Source organism: Streptomyces sp. NPDC031418, from assembly GCF_055581605.1.
Genome location: NZ_JBVIJC010000004.1, coordinates 1 through 19549 on the forward strand (window position 1 = coordinate 1; position 19549 = coordinate 19549).

General features: G+C 73.6%; 23 protein-coding genes. 5 read left to right on the forward strand and 18 right to left on the reverse strand.

The features are described from left to right. Positions 1-167: 167 nt before the first annotated feature. Positions 168-1787 carry an ABC-F family ATP-binding cassette domain-containing protein gene (locus tag ACZ5CZ_RS06100; RefSeq protein ID WP_385842899.1) on the reverse strand — a complete coding sequence of 540 codons (1620 nt, stop codon included), beginning with the start codon at positions 1785-1787 and terminating at the stop codon, positions 168-170. Positions 1788-1852: 65 nt separating this feature from the next. Next, positions 1853-2503 (reverse strand): histidine phosphatase family protein, encoded by a 651-nt coding sequence (locus ACZ5CZ_RS06105; RefSeq protein WP_468939637.1) that lies wholly within the window; start codon positions 2501-2503, stop codon positions 1853-1855. Between the two features lie 52 nt (positions 2504-2555). On the opposite strand from ACZ5CZ_RS06105, the gene ACZ5CZ_RS06110 reads away from it, so the two are divergent. From ACZ5CZ_RS06110 to ACZ5CZ_RS06120, 3 genes are all read left to right on the forward strand, one after another. After that, entirely contained in the window at positions 2556-4052 is a 1497-nt protein-coding gene (locus tag ACZ5CZ_RS06110; protein ID WP_468939640.1) for a phosphatase PAP2 family protein, read from the forward strand. A gap of 132 nt (positions 4053-4184) precedes the next feature. Then, the gene (locus ACZ5CZ_RS06115) at positions 4185-5006 is read left to right on the forward strand and encodes a class I SAM-dependent methyltransferase (protein WP_468939643.1); all 822 of its coding nucleotides are present in this window, start codon (positions 4185-4187) and stop codon (positions 5004-5006) included. A gap of 42 nt (positions 5007-5048) precedes the next feature. Then, positions 5049-5219 (forward strand): hydrophobic protein, encoded by a 171-nt coding sequence (locus ACZ5CZ_RS06120; RefSeq protein WP_385842903.1) that lies wholly within the window; start codon positions 5049-5051, stop codon positions 5217-5219. A 7-nt stretch (positions 5220-5226) separates the two neighbouring features. Here ACZ5CZ_RS06120 and ACZ5CZ_RS06125 read toward each other — a convergent pair whose 3' ends face one another. Genes ACZ5CZ_RS06125 through ACZ5CZ_RS06185 form a run of 13 tightly spaced genes read right to left on the reverse strand, consistent with a single transcriptional unit; the run spans position 5227 to position 14913 of the window. Beyond that, positions 5227-5517: a gas vesicle protein K gene (locus ACZ5CZ_RS06125; protein WP_385842904.1), complete on the reverse strand. Its 291-nt coding sequence runs from the start codon at positions 5515-5517 to the stop codon at positions 5227-5229. Next, the gene (locus ACZ5CZ_RS06130) at positions 5514-5735 is read right to left on the reverse strand and encodes a gas vesicle protein (RefSeq protein ID WP_385842905.1); all 222 of its coding nucleotides are present in this window, start codon (positions 5733-5735) and stop codon (positions 5514-5516) included. The genes ACZ5CZ_RS06125 and ACZ5CZ_RS06130 overlap by 4 nt, the downstream gene beginning before the upstream one ends. Further along, positions 5732-6610, reverse strand: a complete 879-nt coding sequence (locus ACZ5CZ_RS06135; RefSeq protein WP_468939647.1) for a GvpL/GvpF family gas vesicle protein — start codon at positions 6608-6610, stop codon at positions 5732-5734. Before ACZ5CZ_RS06135 ends, ACZ5CZ_RS06130 begins: the two co-directional genes overlap by 4 nt. Beyond that, positions 6607-6966, reverse strand: a complete 360-nt coding sequence (locus ACZ5CZ_RS06140) for a gas vesicle protein (protein WP_385842907.1) — start codon at positions 6964-6966, stop codon at positions 6607-6609. The genes ACZ5CZ_RS06135 and ACZ5CZ_RS06140 overlap by 4 nt, the downstream gene beginning before the upstream one ends. Beyond that, positions 6963-8105 (reverse strand): SRPBCC family protein, encoded by a 1143-nt coding sequence (locus tag ACZ5CZ_RS06145; RefSeq protein WP_468939650.1) that lies wholly within the window; start codon positions 8103-8105, stop codon positions 6963-6965. The genes ACZ5CZ_RS06140 and ACZ5CZ_RS06145 overlap by 4 nt, the downstream gene beginning before the upstream one ends. Continuing rightward, positions 8102-8761, reverse strand: a complete 660-nt coding sequence (locus ACZ5CZ_RS06150; RefSeq protein WP_468939653.1) for a DNA primase — start codon at positions 8759-8761, stop codon at positions 8102-8104. The genes ACZ5CZ_RS06145 and ACZ5CZ_RS06150 overlap by 4 nt, the downstream gene beginning before the upstream one ends. Before the next feature lies 1 nt (position 8762). Beyond that, positions 8763-9020 carry a gas vesicle protein GvpG gene (locus ACZ5CZ_RS06155; RefSeq protein WP_468939655.1) on the reverse strand — a complete coding sequence of 86 codons (258 nt, stop codon included), beginning with the start codon at positions 9018-9020 and terminating at the stop codon, positions 8763-8765. 30 nt (positions 9021-9050) lie between these two features. Next, positions 9051-9821, reverse strand: coding sequence for a GvpL/GvpF family gas vesicle protein (locus tag ACZ5CZ_RS06160; protein WP_468939658.1), 771 nt, complete (start codon positions 9819-9821; stop codon positions 9051-9053). Continuing rightward, positions 9818-10240 (reverse strand): gas vesicle structural protein GvpA, encoded by a 423-nt coding sequence (locus ACZ5CZ_RS06165; RefSeq protein ID WP_385842913.1) that lies wholly within the window; start codon positions 10238-10240, stop codon positions 9818-9820. The genes ACZ5CZ_RS06160 and ACZ5CZ_RS06165 overlap by 4 nt, the downstream gene beginning before the upstream one ends. A gap of 38 nt (positions 10241-10278) precedes the next feature. Then, entirely contained in the window at positions 10279-10650 is a 372-nt protein-coding gene (locus ACZ5CZ_RS06170; RefSeq protein ID WP_385842915.1) for a gas vesicle protein GvpO, read from the reverse strand. 44 nt (positions 10651-10694) lie between these two features. After that, entirely contained in the window at positions 10695-11630 is a 936-nt protein-coding gene (gene ligD, locus ACZ5CZ_RS06175) for a non-homologous end-joining DNA ligase (RefSeq protein WP_385842916.1), read from the reverse strand. Further along, complete coding sequence (locus tag ACZ5CZ_RS06180; protein ID WP_468939662.1) at positions 11627-13474, reverse strand: transketolase; 1848 nt, start codon at positions 13472-13474, stop codon at positions 11627-11629. Before ACZ5CZ_RS06180 ends, ligD begins: the two co-directional genes overlap by 4 nt. Beyond that, positions 13471-14913, reverse strand: coding sequence for an NAD(P)/FAD-dependent oxidoreductase (locus ACZ5CZ_RS06185; protein WP_385842918.1), 1443 nt, complete (start codon positions 14911-14913; stop codon positions 13471-13473). The genes ACZ5CZ_RS06180 and ACZ5CZ_RS06185 overlap by 4 nt, the downstream gene beginning before the upstream one ends. A gap of 164 nt (positions 14914-15077) precedes the next feature. Here ACZ5CZ_RS06185 and ACZ5CZ_RS06190 point away from each other — a divergent pair, with 164 nt between their 5' ends. Continuing rightward, positions 15078-16034, forward strand: coding sequence for an LLM class F420-dependent oxidoreductase (locus ACZ5CZ_RS06190; protein ID WP_468939666.1), 957 nt, complete (start codon positions 15078-15080; stop codon positions 16032-16034). Between the two features lie 31 nt (positions 16035-16065). On the opposite strand, the gene ACZ5CZ_RS06195 is transcribed toward ACZ5CZ_RS06190, so the two are convergent. Next, positions 16066-16509 carry a phage holin family protein gene (locus ACZ5CZ_RS06195; RefSeq protein ID WP_468939668.1) on the reverse strand — a complete coding sequence of 148 codons (444 nt, stop codon included), beginning with the start codon at positions 16507-16509 and terminating at the stop codon, positions 16066-16068. An 80-nt stretch (positions 16510-16589) separates the two neighbouring features. On the opposite strand from ACZ5CZ_RS06195, the gene ACZ5CZ_RS06200 reads away from it, so the two are divergent. Next, complete coding sequence (locus ACZ5CZ_RS06200; protein ID WP_468939671.1) at positions 16590-16940, forward strand: VOC family protein; 351 nt, start codon at positions 16590-16592, stop codon at positions 16938-16940. A 5-nt stretch (positions 16941-16945) separates the two neighbouring features. Here the strand turns inward: ACZ5CZ_RS06200 and ACZ5CZ_RS06205 are convergent, their stop codons facing one another. Further along, a complete protein-coding gene (locus ACZ5CZ_RS06205) occupies positions 16946-18916 on the reverse strand; it encodes a DUF5107 domain-containing protein (RefSeq protein ID WP_468940161.1) in 1971 nt (656 codons plus the stop codon). 70 nt (positions 18917-18986) lie between these two features. After that, on the reverse strand, positions 18987-19538 hold the full coding sequence (locus ACZ5CZ_RS06210; RefSeq protein WP_385842922.1) for a GNAT family N-acetyltransferase: 552 nt from the start codon (positions 19536-19538) through the stop codon (positions 18987-18989). Positions 19539-19549 lie beyond the last annotated feature (11 nt).

Genomic DNA, 19549 nt, shown 5'->3' on the forward strand with positions numbered 1-19549 from the left:
GGGGGGGGGGGGGGGGGGGGGGGGGGGGGGGGGGGGGGGGGGGGGGGGGGGGGGTTGGTGGGGGGGGGGGGGGGGGGGGGGGGGGGTGGGGGGGGGGGAGGGGGGGGGGGGGGGGGGGGGGGGTGCTCCCCTCCCCCCCCCCCCCACCCCGCGTTGGTTCCTCTGTCCTACCGGACCCGCTCCACCCGGCGTTCGTCCCAGACCGGTTCGGGGGTCTCGCGGACGCGGCCGTCGCTGCCGAAGACGAGGAAGCGGTCGAAGGAGCGGGCGAACCAGCGGTCGTGGGTGACGGCGAGGACCGTGCCCTCGAAGGCCTCCAGGCCTTCCTGGAGCGCCTCGGCGGATTCCAGGTCGAGGTTGTCGGTGGGCTCGTCCAGCAGCAGGGCGGTGGCGCCGGCCAGCTCCAGCAGGAGGATCTGGAAGCGGGCCTGCTGACCGCCGGACAGCCGGTCGAAGCTCTGCTCGGCCTGCTGGGTGAGTTCGTAGCGGCGCAGCCGGGACATGGCCGCGCCCCGGTCCTGGGCGTGTTCCTTCCAGAGGATGTCGAGCAGCGTGCGGCCGGCCAGCTCGGGATGGGCGTGGGTCTGCGCGAAGTGGCCGGGGACGACCCGGGCGCCGAGCTTCCACTGTCCGGTGTGGGCGACGTCCTCCCCCGCGAGCAGGCGCAGGAAGTGCGACTTGCCCGAGCCGTTGGAGCCGAGGACGGCGACCCGTTCGCCGTAGAAGACCTCCAGGTCGAAGGGGTGCATCAGGCCGGTCAGGCCGAGTCCGGCGCAGGTGACGGCGCGGACGCCGGTGCGGCCGCCCTTCAGGCGCATGGTGATGTCCTGCTCGCGCGGCGGCTCGGGCGGCGGACCGGCCTCCTCGAACTTGCGCAGCCTGGTCTGGGCGGCCGCGTACCGGGAGGCCATCTCGTGGCTGACGGCGGCGGCCTGGCGGAGGTTGACGACGAGCTTCTTCAGCTGGGCGTGTTTCTCGTCCCAGCGGCGGCGCAGCTCCTCGAAGCGGGCGAAGCGTTCGCGGCGGGCCTCGTGGTAGGTGGCGAAGCCGCCGCCGTGCACCCAGGCGTCGGCGCCGGCCGGGCCGGGCTCGACGGAGACGATGCGCTGCGCGGCGCGGTCGAGGAGCTCCCGGTCGTGGGAGACGAACAGGACGGTCTTGCGGGTGGTTTGGAGCTGTTCCTCCAGCCAGCGCTTGCCGGGGACGTCGAGGTAGTTGTCCGGCTCGTCGAGCAGCAGCACCTCGTCGGTGCCGCGCAGCAGGGCCTCCAGCACGAGCCGCTTCTGCTCGCCGCCGGAGAGGGTGCGCACCTGCCGCCACTGGGCGCGCTCGTACGGCATGCCGAGCGCGGCCGTGGTGCACATGTCCCACAGCGTCTCGGCCTCGTAGCCGCGTACCTCGGCCCAGTCGGAGAGTGCCTGGGCGTAGCGCAGCTGGGCGGCCTCGTCGTCGACCGTCATGATCGCGTGCTCGGCGGCGTCCACGGCCTCGGCCGCGGCGCGGATCCCGGGCGGGGCGACCGAGACGAGCAGGTCGCGTACGGTCGTCTCGTCCCGTACGGAACCGACGAACTGCCGCATCACGCCGAGGCCACCGCTGACGGTGACGGTGCCCCCGTGCGGCTTCAGCTCCCCGGAGATCAGCCGCAGCAGGGTGGTCTTGCCGGCGCCGTTGGGTCCGACGAGGGCGACGGCGGTGCCCTCGCCGACCCGGAAGGACACATCTCCGAGGAGGGTCCTCCCGTCGGGGAGGTGGTACTCGAGATGCGCGGCTTCCAGGTGTCCCATGGGGCGGAATTCTCCGGGGTGACCGGGGACGGAGGCAAACGGGTTAGGGGGTCGGGGGGCGGCGGTCAGGGTCGCAGTGGTTCGCCCGTGGGCCCCGGCTCGCCCGTCGGGGCGATGGTGGCGCCCTGCCAGCTCAGTGCCGTCCAGCCGTCGGCCGGGGTGCCCTCCAGGGTCACCACGCCGGTGTTGGCGAGGGGGCGGGCGGCGGCGAAGGAGACGCCGATGTTCCCGGCGCGGGCGGCGGTCCACACCCGGATGGCGGCGCCGTGGCTGACCATGGCGACGGTCGAGGCGCCGCTCGCGTGGGCCTCGGCGATCACGGCGTCGTAGCGGGCGAGGGCCTCCTCGCCGCTCTCCCCGCCGGGAACGCGCAGCGCGGTGTCGCCGGCCGCCCACGCGAACACCGTGCGCAGGAACAGCTCGCCGCCCGGGGAGTCGCCGGGCTCCATTTCCAGATCGCCGGCGGACAGCTCGCGGATCCCGTCCCGGACCAGGACGTCCAGGCCGCGGACGGCGGCCAGCGGGGCGGCGGTGAGCCGGGCGCGGACCAGGGGGGAGGCGTAGACGGCCTCGATCTCCTCGTCCGCGAGGGCCTCGGGCAGCTCGGCGGCCTGCCGTTCGCCGAGCGGGGTCAGGCCCGGGCCCGGCGTGGTGGTGTCGAGCAGGCCCCGCACATTGGACGGGGTCTCGCCGTGGCGGACGAGGAGCAGGCGCATCCGACGGTCCCCTCCGACGCAGGAAACGGGCACTTCAGGGTAGTCGCTCCCCATGAGCCCAGATGTGGATCTGACTGTTCCGAAGGCCGGCCGGCACGCCCTGCGCGAGCGGCTGCTCGGCCTGGACGCCCAGCTGTTCGAGTCGGCCGCCGCCTGGCACTGGCCCGGGGCCGAGCGCGTGCTGCCGAGGCTCAGCCGGAGCGCCAACCACGGGGTGCTGTGGGGGGCGACGGCCGCCGCGATGGCCTGGAGCCGCACCCCGAGGGCGCGCCGGGCGGCGGTGCGGGGGCTGGCCTCGCTGGCCGTGGCCTCGCTGACGATCAACACGATCGGCAAGCGGTCGGTGCGCCGGCCGCGCCCGGTGCTCGATCCCGTCCCGCTGGTACGGCGGCTGCGGCGGCAGCCGATCACCACGTCCTTCCCGTCCGGGCACGCCGCGTCGGCGGCCGCCTTCGCGTGCGGGGTCGCGCTGGAGTCCCCCGCGTGGGGCGCGGCGGTGGCGCCGGTGGCGTTCTCGGTGGCGATGTCCCGGGTGTACACGGGGGTGCACTTCCCGAGCGATGTGCTCGCGGGGGCGGCGCTCGGGGTGGGCGCCGCCTTCCTGGTACGGCGGCTGGTGCCGACCCGCACCCAGCTGCGGCGGCCCGCCCGACCGCGCTCCGCGGCGCCCGCGCTGCCGGAGGGCGAGGGGCTGGTGGTGGTCGCCAACCGGGCCTCGGGCACGGCGGACCGGGTGCGCGCGCTGCGGGCGGCGCTACCGCGGGCGGAGGTCGTGGAGTGCGCGCCCGAGGACGTCGGGGCCGCGCTGGCGGACGCGGCGGCGCGGGCCCGGGTACTGGGGGTGTGCGGCGGCGACGGCACCGTGAACGCGGCGGCCCTGGTCGCGCTGCGGCACGGTCTGCCGCTGGCGGTGCTGCCCGGCGGCACCCTCAACCACTTCGCGCACGACCTGACGGTGGAGGACGAGCGGGCGCTGGCCCGGGCGGTACGGCACGGGGAGGCGGTCCGGGTGGACGCGGGCCGGTTCGTCTGCGACGGCGCGGAGGGGCTGTTCCTGAACACGCTGAGCCTCGGCGTGTATCCGGAGCTGGTGCGCGAGCGGGACACCTGGTCGTCCCGGATCGGCGGCTGGCCGGCCGGGGTGCTGGGCGCGCTGCGGGTGCTGCGCGCCCACCGGCGGCCGCTGCAAGTGGAGGTGGGGGACGAACGCCGGGCGCTGTGGCTGCTGTTCGTCGGCAACGGCGTCTACCACCGGGTGGGGCTCGCGCCGGGCCGCCGTACGGATCTGGCGGACGGGCTGCTGGACGTGCGGGTGGTGCACGGCGGCCGGCGGCCGGCGCTGCGGCTGCTCGCCGCGGCCCTGGCGGGCCCGCTCACCCGGTCTCCGGCGCATTCCGCGGTGCAGGTGAACCGGCTCCGGCTGTCGGGCGTCGCGCCGGGCACGCCACTGGCCTACGACGGCGAGGTGACGGCGGTGTCGGGCGAGGTGACGGTGGAGAAGCTGCCGGAGGCCCTGACGGTCTACCGCCCGCTGCGCACGCGGTTCTGACGGCCGTCCATCTTGAGCTGATACTCCATCAGTCCGTATGACGAAACGGGAGTCTCACTATTCGGCATGGGCGCGTACGGTGATCCGTACCGCCGGCCACTGCGGCCGGTACGACGACAAGGGGGCAGCGTCATGCCGAAAGCACAGGAGACCGCCGTCTACACGCACGGCCACCACGAGTCGGTGCTGCGCTCGCACACCTGGCGGACCGCCGCCAACTCGGCGGGCTATCTGCTCGGCTCGATCAAGCCCCATATGAAGATCCTGGACATCGGCTGCGGCCCGGGCACGATCACCGCGGACCTGGCGGAGCTGGTCCCGGACGGGCACGTCACCGGTGTCGACCGGGCGCCGGACGTCCTGGAGCAGGCCCGCGCGACCGCCGCCGAGCGCGGCCTGGCCAACGTCGACTTCGCGGTCGCCGACGTCCACGCCCTGGACTACCCCGACGACACCTTCTGCGTGGTCCACGCCCACCAGGTGCTCCAGCATGTCGGCGACCCGGTGCAGGCGCTGCGCGAGATGGTGCGGGTGACCCGACCGGGCGGGTACATCGCCGTACGGGACGCGGACTACGCGGCGATGACCTGGTACCCGGAGCTGCCCGGCCTGGACGACTGGCTGGACCTGTACGAGCGGGTGGCCCGGGCCAACGGCGGCGAGCCGGACGCCGGGCGGCGGCTGAAGGCCTGGGCGCTGGCCGCCGGGCTGCGCCGGATCACCACGACCACCGACACCTGGACCTTCGCCACCGCCGAGGAGCGGGCCTGGTGGAGCGGCCTGTGGGCGGACCGCACCCTGGCCTCCGCCTACGCCGGGCGGGCCGTGCGGGGCGGTCATGCCACCGAGGAGCAGCTGCGGGCCGTATCAGAGGCCTGGCGGGAGTGGGGGCGGCGCGAGGACGGCTGGTTCGCGGTCCTGCACGGGGAGATTCTGTGCCGAAAAGAAGCCTGAACCGCGAATTTCTGGAAACCCGGAATGCAGGAGGTTCACACTATGGTTCCCATCCTGCTGGTACTGCTTCTCGCGCTGATTCTCTTCGGCGTCGGATTCGCGGTAAAGATTCTGTGGTGGATCGCGCTGGCTGTCCTGGTCATCTGGCTGCTGGGATTCCTGGTGCGCAGTACGGACGCGAGCGGCGGCAGGGGTCGCTGGTACCGATGGTGACCTGAGCTCAGTCACGCGGAAGCAGCGGCCCGAGCGGCCCGAGGTCCAGATTGAGGTCCTCGGGCCGCAGTCCGTAGCGGTCGCACAACTCGGTCATCCGCTCCTCCAGGAGCATCAGCGTGAGCCCGATCCGCTCCTCCTGCGCCTCGGTCAGCTCACCGGTGTCGAACCGGCGCACGGCCTGCCGTTCCATCAGCTGGCGCAGCAGTTCCACGACCGTGAGCACGAGTTTCACCAGGTCCCGTTCGACGGTGTCGGGTTCCAGGTCGAGCCGGCGCGTCCGGTCGGGCGGGGTCACTCGGCCTCCTCGATGGCTTCGGGTTCGAACGGTTCGAACGGTTCGAAGGGGGACGGGACCGACCGGTTCACCGAGCTGATCAGTGCGTTCAGGTCGATGCGGACCAGGTCGACGTCCGCGATCCGCAGGGTGATGTCGCCGGTGATGACGACTCCGCCGGCCAGCAGCCGGTCCAGGAGGTCGACCAGCGCGATCTCACGGCGCTCGATGACGGTCACGGCCGCCCCTCCCCCGTTTTCTCACGCCTTTCGGCGCCTGTTTCGCCGCGCGTTTCCCCGCCCTTTTCCACGCTCGTTTCTTCGCCCGTTTCCTCGTCCTTTTCGGCCTCGGGCGGCCATCCGGTGAACGAATAGGCGGCCCAGGGGCCGGTGAGTTCCACCCGGATTCCCGGTTCCTCGTCCTTCGTGCGGTCCACCAGTTCCACGAATTCCTCGGAATGCGCCCGGGGGACGAGATAGGCGGCGTTCAGCACATTACGGCCGGGCGCCGCGGACAGCGCGGAGTTCTGCGGGGGGTGCAACCGGGAGTCCTCGGCGTGCCCGGACAGCCGCTGGTGCAGGGAGTGCGCGAACGCCTCGGCGCGCTGCCACCGCTCCTCGTGCGCATGGGTGTGCGCGCGCCGCCGGCGCAGATAGTCGCGGCCGCTCGCGGGCCGTGCCGCGGCGGCGGAAACGGGCTCGGCGGACTCGTCCGACCCGGGTTCCAGATACAGCTTCACGCCCCACTCGACCCGGCCCTCCAGCCGGTCGAGAACCTTCCGGAAGTCGTTCTCACGGGCCTCGATCATCACGCGAACGGCGCTGTCGTCCCGGAAGACGGTGGCGAGCCGCAGCGGCAGCGGGGTGGTGACCGTGGTGAGCGCGTCGATCACGCCCTGGTGGGCGCGGGCGGTCGCGGACAGCCAGTCCAGGTCCTCCAGGTGGGCCTTGAGCGCCTCCTCGCAGAAGTCGGCCTCCGGGACCGTGCTGACCACGGCGACCAGCCCGTGGTGGCGCAGCAGCGCCGGCGGGGCGCCCCCGATGCCGCTGAGCTGGGATTGCAGAGGCTTTTCGAAGGGGCGGCAGACGGCATACACATACCGCAGTCCGGTCATGGTGCCTCCTCCTTCGGCGCCCGGCCCGGCTCCAGCTCCTCGAGCCGGGCCAGCCGTTCCTTCAGCTCGGCGTTCTCCCGGGCCAGCTCGTCGCGGCGGGCCCGGGAGGAGAGTGCGGGGTCGCTCTCCCACCAGTCGATGCCCATCTCCCTGGCCTTGTCCACCGAGGCGACGATCAGGCGCAGTTTGATGGTGAGCAGTTCGATGTCGAGCAGGTTGATCCGGATGTCGCCCGCGATGACGACACCCTTGTCGAGCACGCGCTCGAGGATGTCGGCGAGGTTGGCGCCGCCGCCCTGTCCGTAGGGCTCGGGGAAGCGGCTGCCGGAGTCGCCGAAGCGGCTGGGGGTCGTCATCGACGGCTCCCGCCTCCCGCGTACTCGGGTTCCTCTTCCTCTTCCTCTTCTTCCTCGTCGTACTCGCCTTCGGGCGCTTCGTCCTCCTCGTACTCCTCCTCGGGCTCCTCACCCTCCTCGGCCTCGTCCTCGTAGGGCTCCTCGTCCTCGTCCTCGTACCGGGGCTCGCCCCCGTCCTCCTCTTCCTCCGCTTCCTCCTCTTCCTCGGGCGGCTCCTCGGCGCCCTCGTCGTCCCGCTGCTCCTTCTCCTGCTCCTCCTCGGCCAGGGCGTCCTCGTGGCTCCGCACCACCTCGCCGTCGCGGATCTCACCGCGCCAGGCGTCCTCCGCCTCGCCCTTGAGGGTGATGAAGCGGGCGAAGTTCTTCAGGTCCAGCCTGACCCGGCGGCCCTGGGCGCGCCAGATATTGCCGGTCTTCTCGAACAGACCGGTCGGGTAGTACTCGATGACCAGCAGGACCCGGGTGAGGTTCTCCTCCAGCCGGTGGAAGGAGACCACGCCCTTGGTGGTGCCCTTGGCGCCCTCCGACGTCCACTGGATGCGGTAGTCGGGTATCTGTTCGGTGGTCTGCGCCTTCCAGCTGCGGCTGGACAGGAAGATCTTCGCCTGCCAGTCGGAGTGGGTGTCGTCGGAGCGGCTCGCGCTCTTCACGCCCTTGGCGAAGCCGCTGAAGTCCTTGTACTGCGTCCACTGGTCGTAGGCGGTGCGCAGCGGTACGCCCACGTCGATGGACTCCATGATGACGGTCGGCTTCTTGCCCGCGCCGCCCTTCTTGCCCTTGCTCCCACCGAGGCCTTTGACGGCGTTCATCACGTTCTCCTTGACACGGGAGCCGCCCAGTTCCAGGGCGGTACGCAGCGGCCCCTTGCCCTCGGCGAGCTTGCGCCCGCCGTCGAGCGCGAGCCCCGCGAATCCAGGGCTCTTGCCTTCGGCGATGTCGTTGAGCTTGCCCGTGGTCTCGCCGAGCTTGCGGCCGAGGCCGGTGAGCATCTTCGTGGCCTGGGCGGCCAGGAAGTCCTGGGCCTCCGCCTTGAGCCGGTCGGCTGCCTCGCTGTGGGCGAGGCCGGCCAGCGGGTTCTCCTCGGCCGCGTCCCTGGCCTTGCCGGCCGCGGACGTGGCGGATCCGACAGCCTCGGTCATCGGTCATCGCCGCCCTTCGACTGCCCCGAGGAGCCGCCGCGGGCGGCGCCGCCCGCGGCGGCCGTCTTCTTCGCGGCCTTCTTGCGGGCCGCGGCCGTCTTCTTCGCCGTCGCCTTCCCGGCGGGGGCCGTCCTGGCGGGGGCCTTCGCCGTCGCCTTCTTGTCGCGCGCCGTCTCGGCCGCCTTCTTGCGCGGCGCGTCGCCCCGCCGGTCGGCCTTCTCACCGCCCTCGCGGCGCGACGAGCCCTCGTCGGAGTCCTCGTCGCCTTGGGCCTCGTCCCGCGGCTCCTCGCCCTCCGGCTCCTCGTCGTCGGACTCGGCGGAACCGGTGCCGGGCGCCGCCCCGGCCAGGCCGTCGCGCAGCTGGGAGGTGCGGTTGTGCAGGCGGTCGGCGAGCGCGTTCATCTGCCGCTCCGCCAGGGCCCCGGAGGCGGCCTTGCCGGCCCCTCGCAGGTCCTGGCGTATCTGGTCTCCGATCTCCTTGAACTGCGGGTTGTTCTTCAGTTGCTGGCTCGCCAGGTCCGCGAGCATCTTCGGACTGAGGTTGAGCTTCTTCCCGGCGACCAGGGATCCGACCGCGAGGGCCATCTTGAGTTTCTTCGTCCGTCCCAGGAAGTATCCGGCCCCTACCGCGAGGCCCAGTGCCGTTCGGTTCATGTCACATCCCGTCGCCTGTGGGGTGGCCGGAGCCAAGCGCGATCTCCAGCCGGTCGAGCAGTTCGTCCTCGCGCCGCTCGAACTCCTCCTCGGTGATCTCACCCGCCTCCAGCCGCTCTTCCAGCCGGGCGAGCTCGGCCCGCACGGTGGCGGGGTCGTAGTAGATCCGTTCCGCCTCCCGGAGCAGCTGCCGGACCACCCATCCGGTGCCGCGTACCGGCGCGAACGGCAGCAGCAGCACCTCGCCGATCAGTCCCACGGGGGCCTCCTTCCGACCGCGCACCGGCCGCTATCGCGCTCCGCTGCCGGCATCGGCCGTGCTGCTCGCGGGCTGGGCCGGGCCGGGGTCCACGAAGCTGTACGGCGGCAGCGGACCGTTGGCCCGCAGGTCGACGTGCGGACGGCTTTCCCGCACGCGCTCCACGGCGGCCAGGAACTCGGTGGCGCCGTCCCGGGGCACCAGGAAGGACACGTTGAGCAGCCAGCCGGTCGACTCGGGGCCCGCGCTGACCGCGGCGGCGGCCGGCTCCAGCAGGGCGATCACCTCGGCGGCGTCCTGGCTCTCCTGGGCCTTGACGGCGGCCGCGACCATTTCGCCGAGGCGGAGCTTGGCCTCGTAACCGCCGCCGCCCGCCCGCCGGTTCTCCTCGGCGAGGGCGCGGATGTCCGCGTTCTCGGCCATCACCCGGTGCAGCACCGCGTCCTCGACATGGGTGGCCTTGACGTTGTACTCCACCTTGCCGTCCAGGGCCGCGAGGCGTTCTTGGTAGTGCTCCTCGCGCTCGGCGAGGACCGCGGTGACGGCGTCGTCGTCGGGGGCGACGCTGCCGAACCGCATGGGCAGCACACAGCCCGCCGCACCCGCCGCGGCGAGCACGTTCTGGTGGGCGAGCAGATCCCTGCGCCTGGCCCGGAGCCCCTCGGGGGCGTCGCTGACCACGGCGGCCAGCTCGCCCGTGGTGAGGGTGCGCACCGGCTGGGGCGGATCGCCCACACCGGTCATCCCCTCGGAGAGTGGCGGGTGCGACCGCGCGGTGATGCCGTAGACGTAGGTGCTCACTCCTGCTCCTCCTTCCGGCGGGTCGGTGCCTTGCGCGGCCGCGGCCGGGATTCTTCCTCCGCCTCGCCGCGGGCCTGCTTGAAGGCGTCGGAGACGGTCTGCGCGGCGCCGGACAGCGCGCCCTTGGCCTTGCCGCGGGCGCCGTCCTCGGTGATCTCACCGACGATCTCGGGCAGTCCGGGGGACTTGTTCGGGCCGGCCTCCAGGTCGAGGCGGTTGCACGCCTCGGCGAAGCGCAGATAGGTGTCGACGCTGGCCACGACGACCCGTACGTCGATCTTCAGAATCTCGATGCCGACCAGGGACACGCGTACGAACGCATCGATGACGAGCCCGCGGTCGAGCACCAGCTCCAGTACGTCGTACAGGCCACTCGTGCCGCCTGCGCCGCCGGACTGCTGTGCCGGGACAACGGTCATGCGGCCGTTCCTCCTCTTGGTTGGTTTCGGGCGGCGGCCTAGCGGCCGCCGGACCGTCGTGCGTCGGCCCGCCCGCGCTCGTAGCGGCTCACCCGGCGGTAGCCGGTGAGCCGACCCTGCGGGTCCAGCTCGACCTGGTAGCTCGCCATCAGGCTCATCGTGTCGGGGACCCGGGCGAGTTCCAGCACCTCCACCTCCACCGCCCACCCGTCGTCGGTCTGCTCGAAGGCGGACACCGACTCGGGGGCGTATCCGGTGAGTTCGGCGAGCTGGGTGCGGGCCTGGCGCAGTACCTCCATCGGCTCCGGCCGTGGGGCGTCCGCGCCACTGTCCGGGGTGCCGTGCACCTCCCGTGACTTCTGGGTTTTCTGTGAACTCTGTGGCTTATCCGTGTGATCTGTGTTCGACATGGCACCTCTCCCTGCGAGTGGCCGTTCATCCCTTGGCCAAACCTTCAGTGCCGCATCTCGGTGAGGCGGCGCCGGGCCGGTCCCAGGGCGCGGCCGCGGCTGGCGAGTCCGTCCCAGGGTCCGCTGCGGGCCTGGTCGGCGGCGTCGGCGATGGTCCAGCGGCGCGCGTCGAGGCCGGGGTCGTCCAGTTGCTCCCAGGACAGGGGCACGGCGACGGGGGCGCCGGGGCGGGCGCGGACGGTGTAGGGGGCGACGGCGGTCTGGGCGTAGGCGTTGCGCTGGACATCGAGGTAGAGACGGTCGCCGCGGTCGTCCTTGCGGGCGGCGGTGGTGAGCCGGTCGGGGTGCCGGGACACGGCGAACTCGGCGAGGTCGCGGGCGAACCGCCGTACCTCGTCGACATGGTGACGGCCGTCGAGCGGGACGACGAGGTGCACTCCGCGCGAGCCGGTGGTCATCGGGGCGGCGGGCAGTCCCAGGTCGTCCAGCAGCTCGTGCAGCCAGTGGGCGGCCTCGCGGACAGGCGCGAAGTCCTCGACCGGCGGGTCCAGGTCCAGGACCAGCCGGTCGGGGTGGTCGGGGCCGTGGGCCCGGTCGGTGCGGGACAGCCACCGGTGCAGGCTGAGGCAGGCCTGGTCGGCGAGGTAGAGGAGGGTGGCGGTGTCGTCGCAGACGACATGGGTGACGGTGCCGCCCTCCTTGGCCACCTCGGCCCGGGTGATCCAGTCCGGGTAGTGCTCGGGGGTGTGCTTCTGCATGAACCGCTGCCCGCCGACCCCGTCCGGGTACCGCTCCAGCATCAGCGGGCGGCCCCGCACGTGGGGCAGCAGATACCGGGCGACGGACCGGTAGTAGTCGGCGAGGTCGCCCTTGGTGTACTCGGGCGCGCCGGCGCCGGCCGGGAAGAGGACCTTGCCGGGCCGCTGGATCGCGACCGTGCGGCGGCCCGCCCGGATGTGCCGTGCGGCACCGCCGCTCACCGCACGATCGCCTCCTCGACCAGCAGCTTCGCGGCCGCCGCGATACCGGCGGCGTCGATCCCGGCCGCGTGCAGCTGTTCGTCGGGCGCGGCCGAGCCCGGCATGGTGCGTACGCCGAGCCGGACCAGCCGGGGCACGGGCCGGCCGTCGGCGAAGGCCTCCGCGACGGCGTCGCCGATGCCGCCCTCGGGGTGGTGGTCCTCCACGGTGAGCAGGCAGCCGGTCTCCTCGGCGGCCCGGTGCAGCGTGGCCGCGTCCACGGGCTTGACCGAGTACAGGTCGACGACCCGGACCGGGATGCCGTCCGCGGCGAGCCGGTCGGCCGCGGCCAGCGCCTCGAACACGGTGACCCCGGCCGCGACGATCGTCAGCCGGTCCTGCTCGCCGCTGCGCAGCGTCCTGCTGCCGCCGACCGGGAACTCCTCGTCGGGGCCGTAGATCACCGGGGTCTTGCCGCGCGAGGTGCGCAGATAGCGGATGCCGTCGAGGCCGGCCATGGCGGCGACCAGCCGGGCGGTCTGGTTGGCGTCGCACGGGTAGAGCACGGTCGAGCCGTGCACGGACCGGAACATCGCCAGGTCCTCCAGGCCCATCTGCGAGGGCCCGTCCTGGCCGATGGCGACCCCGGCGTGCGAGCCGACCAGGTTGATGCCGGCGCCGCTGATGGACGCCATCCGCACGAAGTCGTGGGCGCGGGTGAGGAAGGCCGCGAAGGTGGCGGCGTACGGCACCCAGCCGCGGGTGGCCATGCCGACGGCCGAGGCGACCAGCTGCTGCTCGGCGATGTAGCACTCGAAGAAGCGGTCCGGGTGGGCCTTGGCGAACTCCTCGGTGCGGGTGGAGTCGCCGACCTCGCCGTCCAGCGCGACGACGTCACCGCGGGCGGCGCCGAGCGCGGCGAGGGCGGTGCCGAAGGCGTCCCGGGTGGCGACCTCGTCGCCGGTGTCGTAGCGGGGCAGCCGGAGGACCTCGGTGGTCAGGTCGCGCAGTACGGCGGCGGCGGGCGGTTCGCCGACCCGGAAGCGCACCTGGCGCCGGCCGCCGAGTTCGGCGACGGCCTCGTCGGCGTCCGGCAGCGGCTTGCCGTGGTGGCCCTCGCGGTCCTCGACGGCGGCGACGCCCTTGCCCTTGAGGGTGCGGGCGAGGATGACCGTGGGCTGCCCGGCCGTGGACAGCGCCTCCCCGTACGCCCGGTCGATCGCGTCGACGTCGTGGCCGTCGACCTCGATCGTGTGCCAGTCGAAGGCCTGGAAGCGGCGGGCGTAGGCGTCCAGGTCGTGGCCGTGCCGGGTGGGCCCGCGCTGTCCGAGCCGGTTGACGTCGACGATCGCGACCAGGTTGTCGAGCCGCTCGTACCCGGCGTGTTCGGCGGCCTCCCAGACCGAGCCCTCGGCCAGCTCGCTGTCCCCGCACAGCACCCACACCCGGTGGCCGTTGCGCTCCAGCCGCTTGCCGGCGAGGGCGATGCCGACCCCGACCGGCAGGCCCTGGCCGAGCGAGCCGGTGGCGGTCTCCACCCACGGCAGCCGGCGGGGCGTGGGGTGCCCCTCCAGCCGGCTGCCGAGCTTGCGGAAGGTGACCAGCTCGCCGTCCTCGATGGCGCCGGCCGCCTTGTACGCGGCGTACAGCAGCGGCGAGGCGTGTCCCTTGGACAGGACGAAGCGGTCGTTGGCGGGGTGGTCGGGGCGTTCGAAGTCGTAGCGCAGATGGTGGGCGAGCAGCACGGCGAGCAGGTCGGCCGCGGACATCGAGGACGTGGGGTGGCCCGAGCCCGCGGCGGCGGACGCCCGCACGCTGTCCACGCGCAGCTGCTGTCCCAGGGCGGCGAGTTCGTCGGTCTTCATCGGTCTCCTCGGTCTCGTTGCACGAAGTCGTCGGGATGGCGCCCGGCAGGAGTGCCGGCCGGTCGATCGGTGGGCCCGCCCGGGATCCGGGCGAGCTCCGGGGAGGCGGTGTCCAGCGGCACCGACCAGGCGCGGACGAGGCCCAACTGGACACCCTGGCGGGGCAGTACGGCGTCCAGCAGCCAGTCGGCCGCGACCCGGACACGGTTGCCCGGCAGCGCCGCCAGGTGGTAGGCGCGGGTGACCAGGCCGGCGGCCGGCCCGGACAGTGGCACGCCGAACGGATCGGCGGCGGCCCGCATGCCGCCGAGGTCGACGGCGAAGCCCAGCTCGCGGTGGCGGTAGGGGCGCCGGCGCCGGCCGAGGCCCAGCGAGGCGGCCACGTTCTCGCCGGCCACCCGGCCCTGCCGCCAGGCGTGCTGGGCGGTCATCGGGGTGAACTTCCCCGGGGCCCGCGGATCGGGTACGGCGGCCGCGTCACCGCAGGCGAACACCTCGGACCGGCCGGGCACCCGCAGATGCTCGTCGACGACCAGCCGTCCGCGCTCCAGCGGCTGCCCGACCGCCTCGACCAGCGGGTCGGGCCGCACGCCGACGCACCACACCAGGGTCCGGGAGGCGACGGCCCGGCCGTCGGTGAGCCGCACCCCGTCGTGCGTGGCCTCCTGCACCGACGTGCCCATGCGGACCTCGACCCCGCGCGCCCGCAGCACCCGGTCCGCCGTACGGGAGAGCCGCTCGTCCATCTCCGGCAGCACCCGCTTCGCCACGTCCAGCAGGATCCAGCGCGGCCGCAGGCCCTCCGGCAGCCGCTGCCGGCGGGCCAGCCGGTCGGTGAGCAGCTGCATGTGCGCGGCCACCTCGGTGCCGGTGTAGCCGGCGCCCACCACGACGAACGTGCACCGGGCGGCGCGGACGTCCGGGTCGTCACAGGCACCGGCGAGTTCGATCTGCCGGGTCACGTGATCGCGCAGGTAGAGCGCCTCGGGCAGCCCGCGGAAGCCGTGCGCGTGCTCGGCTACCCCCGGGATCGGCAGCAGCTTGTTCACACTGCCGACGGCCAGCACCAGCCGGTCGTAGCGGAGAGTGCCGGCGCCGCCCTCGGGGTCCGTGTACCGCACCGTACGGCCGTCGAGGTCCACCCCGTCCGCCTCGCCCAGCACCAGTCGCACCCGGTGCAGCGTGCCCGGCAGCGAGACGGTGACCCGGCGGGCCTCCAGGACCCCGGCCGCGACCTGGGGCAGCAGGGGCAGGTACAGGAAGTAGTCGGTGGGGTTGAGCAGCGTGATGTCGGCCCGGTTCCGGGTGAGCCGGGCCAGGGTGCGGGCAGCCCGGTACCCGGCGAAACCGGCGCCGACGATCACGATGTGAGGTCGGCTCACGGTGCGCCTCCGGCGGTATGGCTGTGGTGCGGCTCGGACACGGCTCGTCCGAGGCATTCCGCGTAACCGGGGCGGGGGCACCCAAACGCCGGGCCGGTCACCCGTACGCCCGGTCCGCGCCCGCGGGCCGCGCTCGTGGCGTTTCGCCCGCCGGGCCCCCGGTACCCGGCCCGGGACCGGAGCACACCAAGCACAGCTTCGCCCGCGCGGAGGTACTTTCCATGCCCCAGTACGGCTATTTCCTGGCCAGCGAGGAGCACGGCCCGGCCGACCTCATCGAGCAGGCCCGGATGGCCGAGCAGGCCGGCTTCCAGGCGCTGTGGATCTCCGACCACTACCACCCGTGGAACGACGCGCAGGGCCAGAGCGCGTTCGTGTGGTCCGTGATCGGCGCCCTGTCCGAGGCGGTGTCGCTGCCCATCGAGACCGCCGTGACCTGCCCGACCGTACGGACCCACCCGGCCGTGGTGGCGCAGGCCGCCGCGACGAGCGCGGTGCTGACCCAGGGCCGCTTCCGGCTCGGCGTCGGCACCGGCGAGGCACTGAACGAGCACATCCTCGGCGACCGGTGGCCCCCGCTGCCCGTCCGGCTGGAGATGCTGGAGGAGGCGATCCAGGTGATGCGGCGGCTGTTCACCGGCGAGGAGGTCAGCCATCGCGGCACCCACTACACCGTGGAGAACGCCCGCCTCTACACCGTCCCCGACGAGCCCGTGCCGATCGACATCTCCGGCTTCGGTCCGAAGGCGACCGCGCTGGCCGCCCGGGTGGGCGACGGCTACATCACCATGGCGCCCGAGGAGGAGATGGTCACCCGGTTCCGCAAGGGCGGGGGCGGGGCCAAGCCGGTCAGCGGCGGCACGAAGGTCTGTTACGGCACCGACCGCGAGGAGTGTGTGCGGACGGTGCACCGGCTCTGGTACAACGAGCTGCTGCCCGGCGAGATGGGGCAGATCCTGCCGTCACCGCGCCACTTCGAGCAGCTGCACGAGCTGGTCACACAGGACGCGGTGCGGGAGAACGTGGTCTGCGGCGACGACGTCGAGCAGCACGTCTCGGCGCTGCGGGCGTTCGCCGACGCCGGCTTCAACCGGGTGTACGTGAACCAGATCGGGCCGGACCAGCGCGGCTTCTTCGACTTCTACCGGACGAAGGTGCTGCCCCGGCTGACCGGCTGACGCCGATCGGCCGAGGCGCTCACGCCCTCGCTCAGGCCCGGTGGTGCGGGGCTGCCGGGTCCTCCGGGGGCCGCGGCGGGGTCTGCGGAATCGGCGGATAGGGGACGCCCAGGCCGCTCGGCGGGCCGGTGGGGGCGGTGCCTCCGACGACATGCCCGGCGGCGGGGCGGCCCGTGTTGGGGTGATGGGGGTGGGCGGCGCTGCGCAGGGCATAGGCGATCACACCCAGGATCGCCGCGGTGATCAGGGCCGCCGCCCAGCCGGGCAGGCCCAGGGCCAGCGCCAGACCGAGCGCGAGGGACAGCGCGGCCCCCGCGTACAGGGCGGCGGTGCCGGACGCGGCGTAGAGCAGGGCGGTACGGCGCTGCTTGCGGGTCTGCTCGCGCAGCTCGTCCCGCACCGTCTCGCGTGCCACCTGCGCCAGCTCGTCGACCAGGGCTTTGTCGAGATGTTCCAGGTGATCCAAACGGTCCATACCCTGCGGGTACCCGCCGTTCACGCCCGGTAACGCCCGCCCCCTGCACGCCCGCCGCCGGGCCAACTAGGCTCGGGCGCATGGAGATTCTGGGCGCCTCGCTGCGCATCTGCGTCGACGACCTCGAAGCCGCCGTCCCCTTCTACGAACGGCTGGCGGGAGGCAGAGCCCAGCGCTTCGAGCGCGGTGGTGTGCGGGTGGCCGCGGTGGGGTCGTTCCTGTTGATGAGCGGGCCCGAGGAGGAGCTGGAGCTGCTGCGCAAGGTGGCCGCGACCATCGCCGTACCGGATGTCGAGGAGGCCCACCGGCTGCTGACGGAGCTGGGCGCCCAGGTGGTGGCGGGGCCGGTTCCGACGCCGGTGGGCCGCAATCTGCTCGCGGTGCACCCGGACGGGGCGGTCTTCGAGTACGTGGACCACCAGCGGGCCTGAGCCGGTCAGACCGCCGGGTCCGGGTGCATCCGGAAGTCGTAGGGGGCCGGCAGGGGCTCGTCGGTGAGGCGGGCCCAGAGCCGGCCGAGGGCGTCCTCTCCCTCCCGGAGGTCGGGGACCTCGAAGCCCTCGTCGAAGACGGCGCGCGCCTCGGCGGGGCGGCCCTCGGCGAGCAGCAGCTCGGCCAGCAGCAGCCGGAACCGGCCGCGCCCCCGGAGGGCGGCCGGCAGCCGGTCCCACACCGCCCGGGCCTCGGCCGTGCGGCGGGCGCGGAGCAGGGCGTCGAGGGTCTCCCGGCCGAGTGCGGCGAGGGCGGCGAGGTCGGCGGTCCGGATCCCGTCGTCGTCACCCGGGGCCGCGGCCAGGGAGCGGCACAGGTCGTCGAAGGCGTCCCGGTAGCGGTCGGCGGCGCGCTCGTGGTGGCCGGACTCCCGGTCGGCGACGGCCAGGCAGCGCAAGCCGGGCCAGCGCGCGGGCGCGAGCGGGAGGGCGCGCTCCCAGCTGCGCACCGCCTGGGCGCGGTCGCCGGCGTGCCACTGGGCGATGCCGAGGTGGTACTCGGTGTGCGGGGTGGCGGGCGCGGTCTCCAGCATGTCCCGCCAGTGCGGGGCGACCAGGGTCTCGCCGGGCGGCCCTGCCCGGCGCGGCTCGGGCAGGCAGCCGGTGCGCAGCAGCGTCAGCCAGGGTTCCTGGGCGGGGCCGAGGGTGGAGTCGGCGAAGGGGGTGCCGGGCAGCTTCCATCCGGCGCGCAGCACCTCCAGCGCGCCCCAGCCGGAGCCGGTGGCGAGGTGTTCGCCGGGTTCGGTGTCGGCGTACGGCAGCCAGGCCGCGTACGCCTGCTCGGTCCGGGCGCGGGGCAGTGCCGACTCCAGCCGCTCCGCCACGCCCCGGACGGCCCCGGTCCACTCCCCCTCGACGGGTGCGTCGAGCGGGCCGTACGCCTCCAGCCAGGACAGCTCGCTCTCGGCGTCGAGGCGGACGTACTCCAGCTGAGTGGGGGCGAGGCCGGCCTGGATCTCGCAGTAGCCGCCGGTGCCCGGGGCGGTGAGCCAGTCCTGCCAGCGGCGTCCGCCCGGGCCGCTGCCCCAGACGAAGAGCTTGCGGCCGCGCAGCAGGTCGGTGGAGGTCTGCACCAGGCCGTGGCCGTCGGCGTCGAGAGCGGCGATCCAGCGGCGGCGGCCGTCCGGGATGTCGTAGAAGTAGTCGGCGGCGTAGGGACTGTCGAGCGGGTGGGAGCGGTCGATGCCGTCGTGGACGGGGACGGGGACGCGGCGCAGACGGCGTTCGTAGCCGTAGGACCAGGCCTCCTCGGCGGGGGCGAGGATGCGGCGCTCCTCGGGGACTGCGGTGTTGGACCACCAGGAGGCGGGCACCGGGTGCTCGTGCGGGTTGCGGATGCGGACGGCGGCGTACAGGAAGTCGGAGCCGTCGGGGAGCCAGAGGTCGACCTGGAAGGGCAGGTCGCGCAGCCGCTCCCACTCCCACAGCCGCAGCATCTCCCCGCCGTCGGGAGCGGCGACCCGGGCGGCGTGCAGGGGTGCGCAGGACAGGGTGGTGTGGCCGGTGACGCCGATGTTCCACTCGATGCCGCCGGAGTACCAGGCGCCGTTGAGGGCGAAGTTCGCCGGCTGGAACACCGGGTTGCGGTAGAGGAGTTCGCGTCCGGTGGGCAGGTGGAGCAGGGAGACGACGCGGCCGCCCAGGCCCGGCAGGACGGTGGCGCGCAGCCGGTCGTTCTCGATCACCAGCGCGTCGAGGGTGCGCGGCTCGCGGTGCCGGTCGTAGCCGTCGCGGACCCGGACCGGGAGCAGGCTGCGCAGCGGTGCGTGGCGCAGCGGACCGGCCCGGTCGCGGTCACGGTCGTCGGTGCGGTGCACCTCGTCGAGGGGGCGCAGTGCGGGAAGGGGGTTGTCGGGGCCCAGCGGTGCGGCGGGCAGCGTCAGTTCCTCACGTCGGATCCTCGTCACGACGACCAGGGAACCGGGCGGCCGGCGAGTCGGCCAGGGGCGCTGCCGGTCAGGATTGCGCAAAGGGTGCCAGGCGGGCTCAGCGGGGGGTGCGCATCTCCTGGGTGAGCGCCCAGCGTTCGTGGTCGCGCCAGGCCCCGTCGATGTAGAGCATCCTGGGCGAGAAGCCCTCGTTGCGGAATCCGGCGCCGCGGGCGAGGGCGATCGAGGCGGTGTTCTCGGGCTGGACGTTGATCTCCAGCCGGTGCAGTCCGAGCGGGCCGAAGGCGTACCCGATCACCAGGTCGAGGCCCTCGCGCATCAGGCCCCGCCCGGCGGCGTGGGCGAAGGCGCCGTAGCCGAGGGCGCCGCACTGGAAGGCGCCCCGCACGATGTTGTTGATGTTGATGTATCCGGCGATGTCGCCACTGTCCTTCTCGCACACCAGGAAACCGGCCCGGCCCGGGTCCTCGATCAGCCGGCCGGCGTAGTCGGCGTAGGCCTGCTCGGTGTCCGGCGGGAACAGCCACGGCCGGTGCAGGTCCTTGCTCTCCTGGACCCGCGCGGTGAACTCGGGCCCGTCGGCGAGGGTGAAGTGGCGGATGGCCACCCGCGGGCCCTCGGCGAGGTAGTGGGGTGCGGTGTGCGGCATGCGGTCAGCCT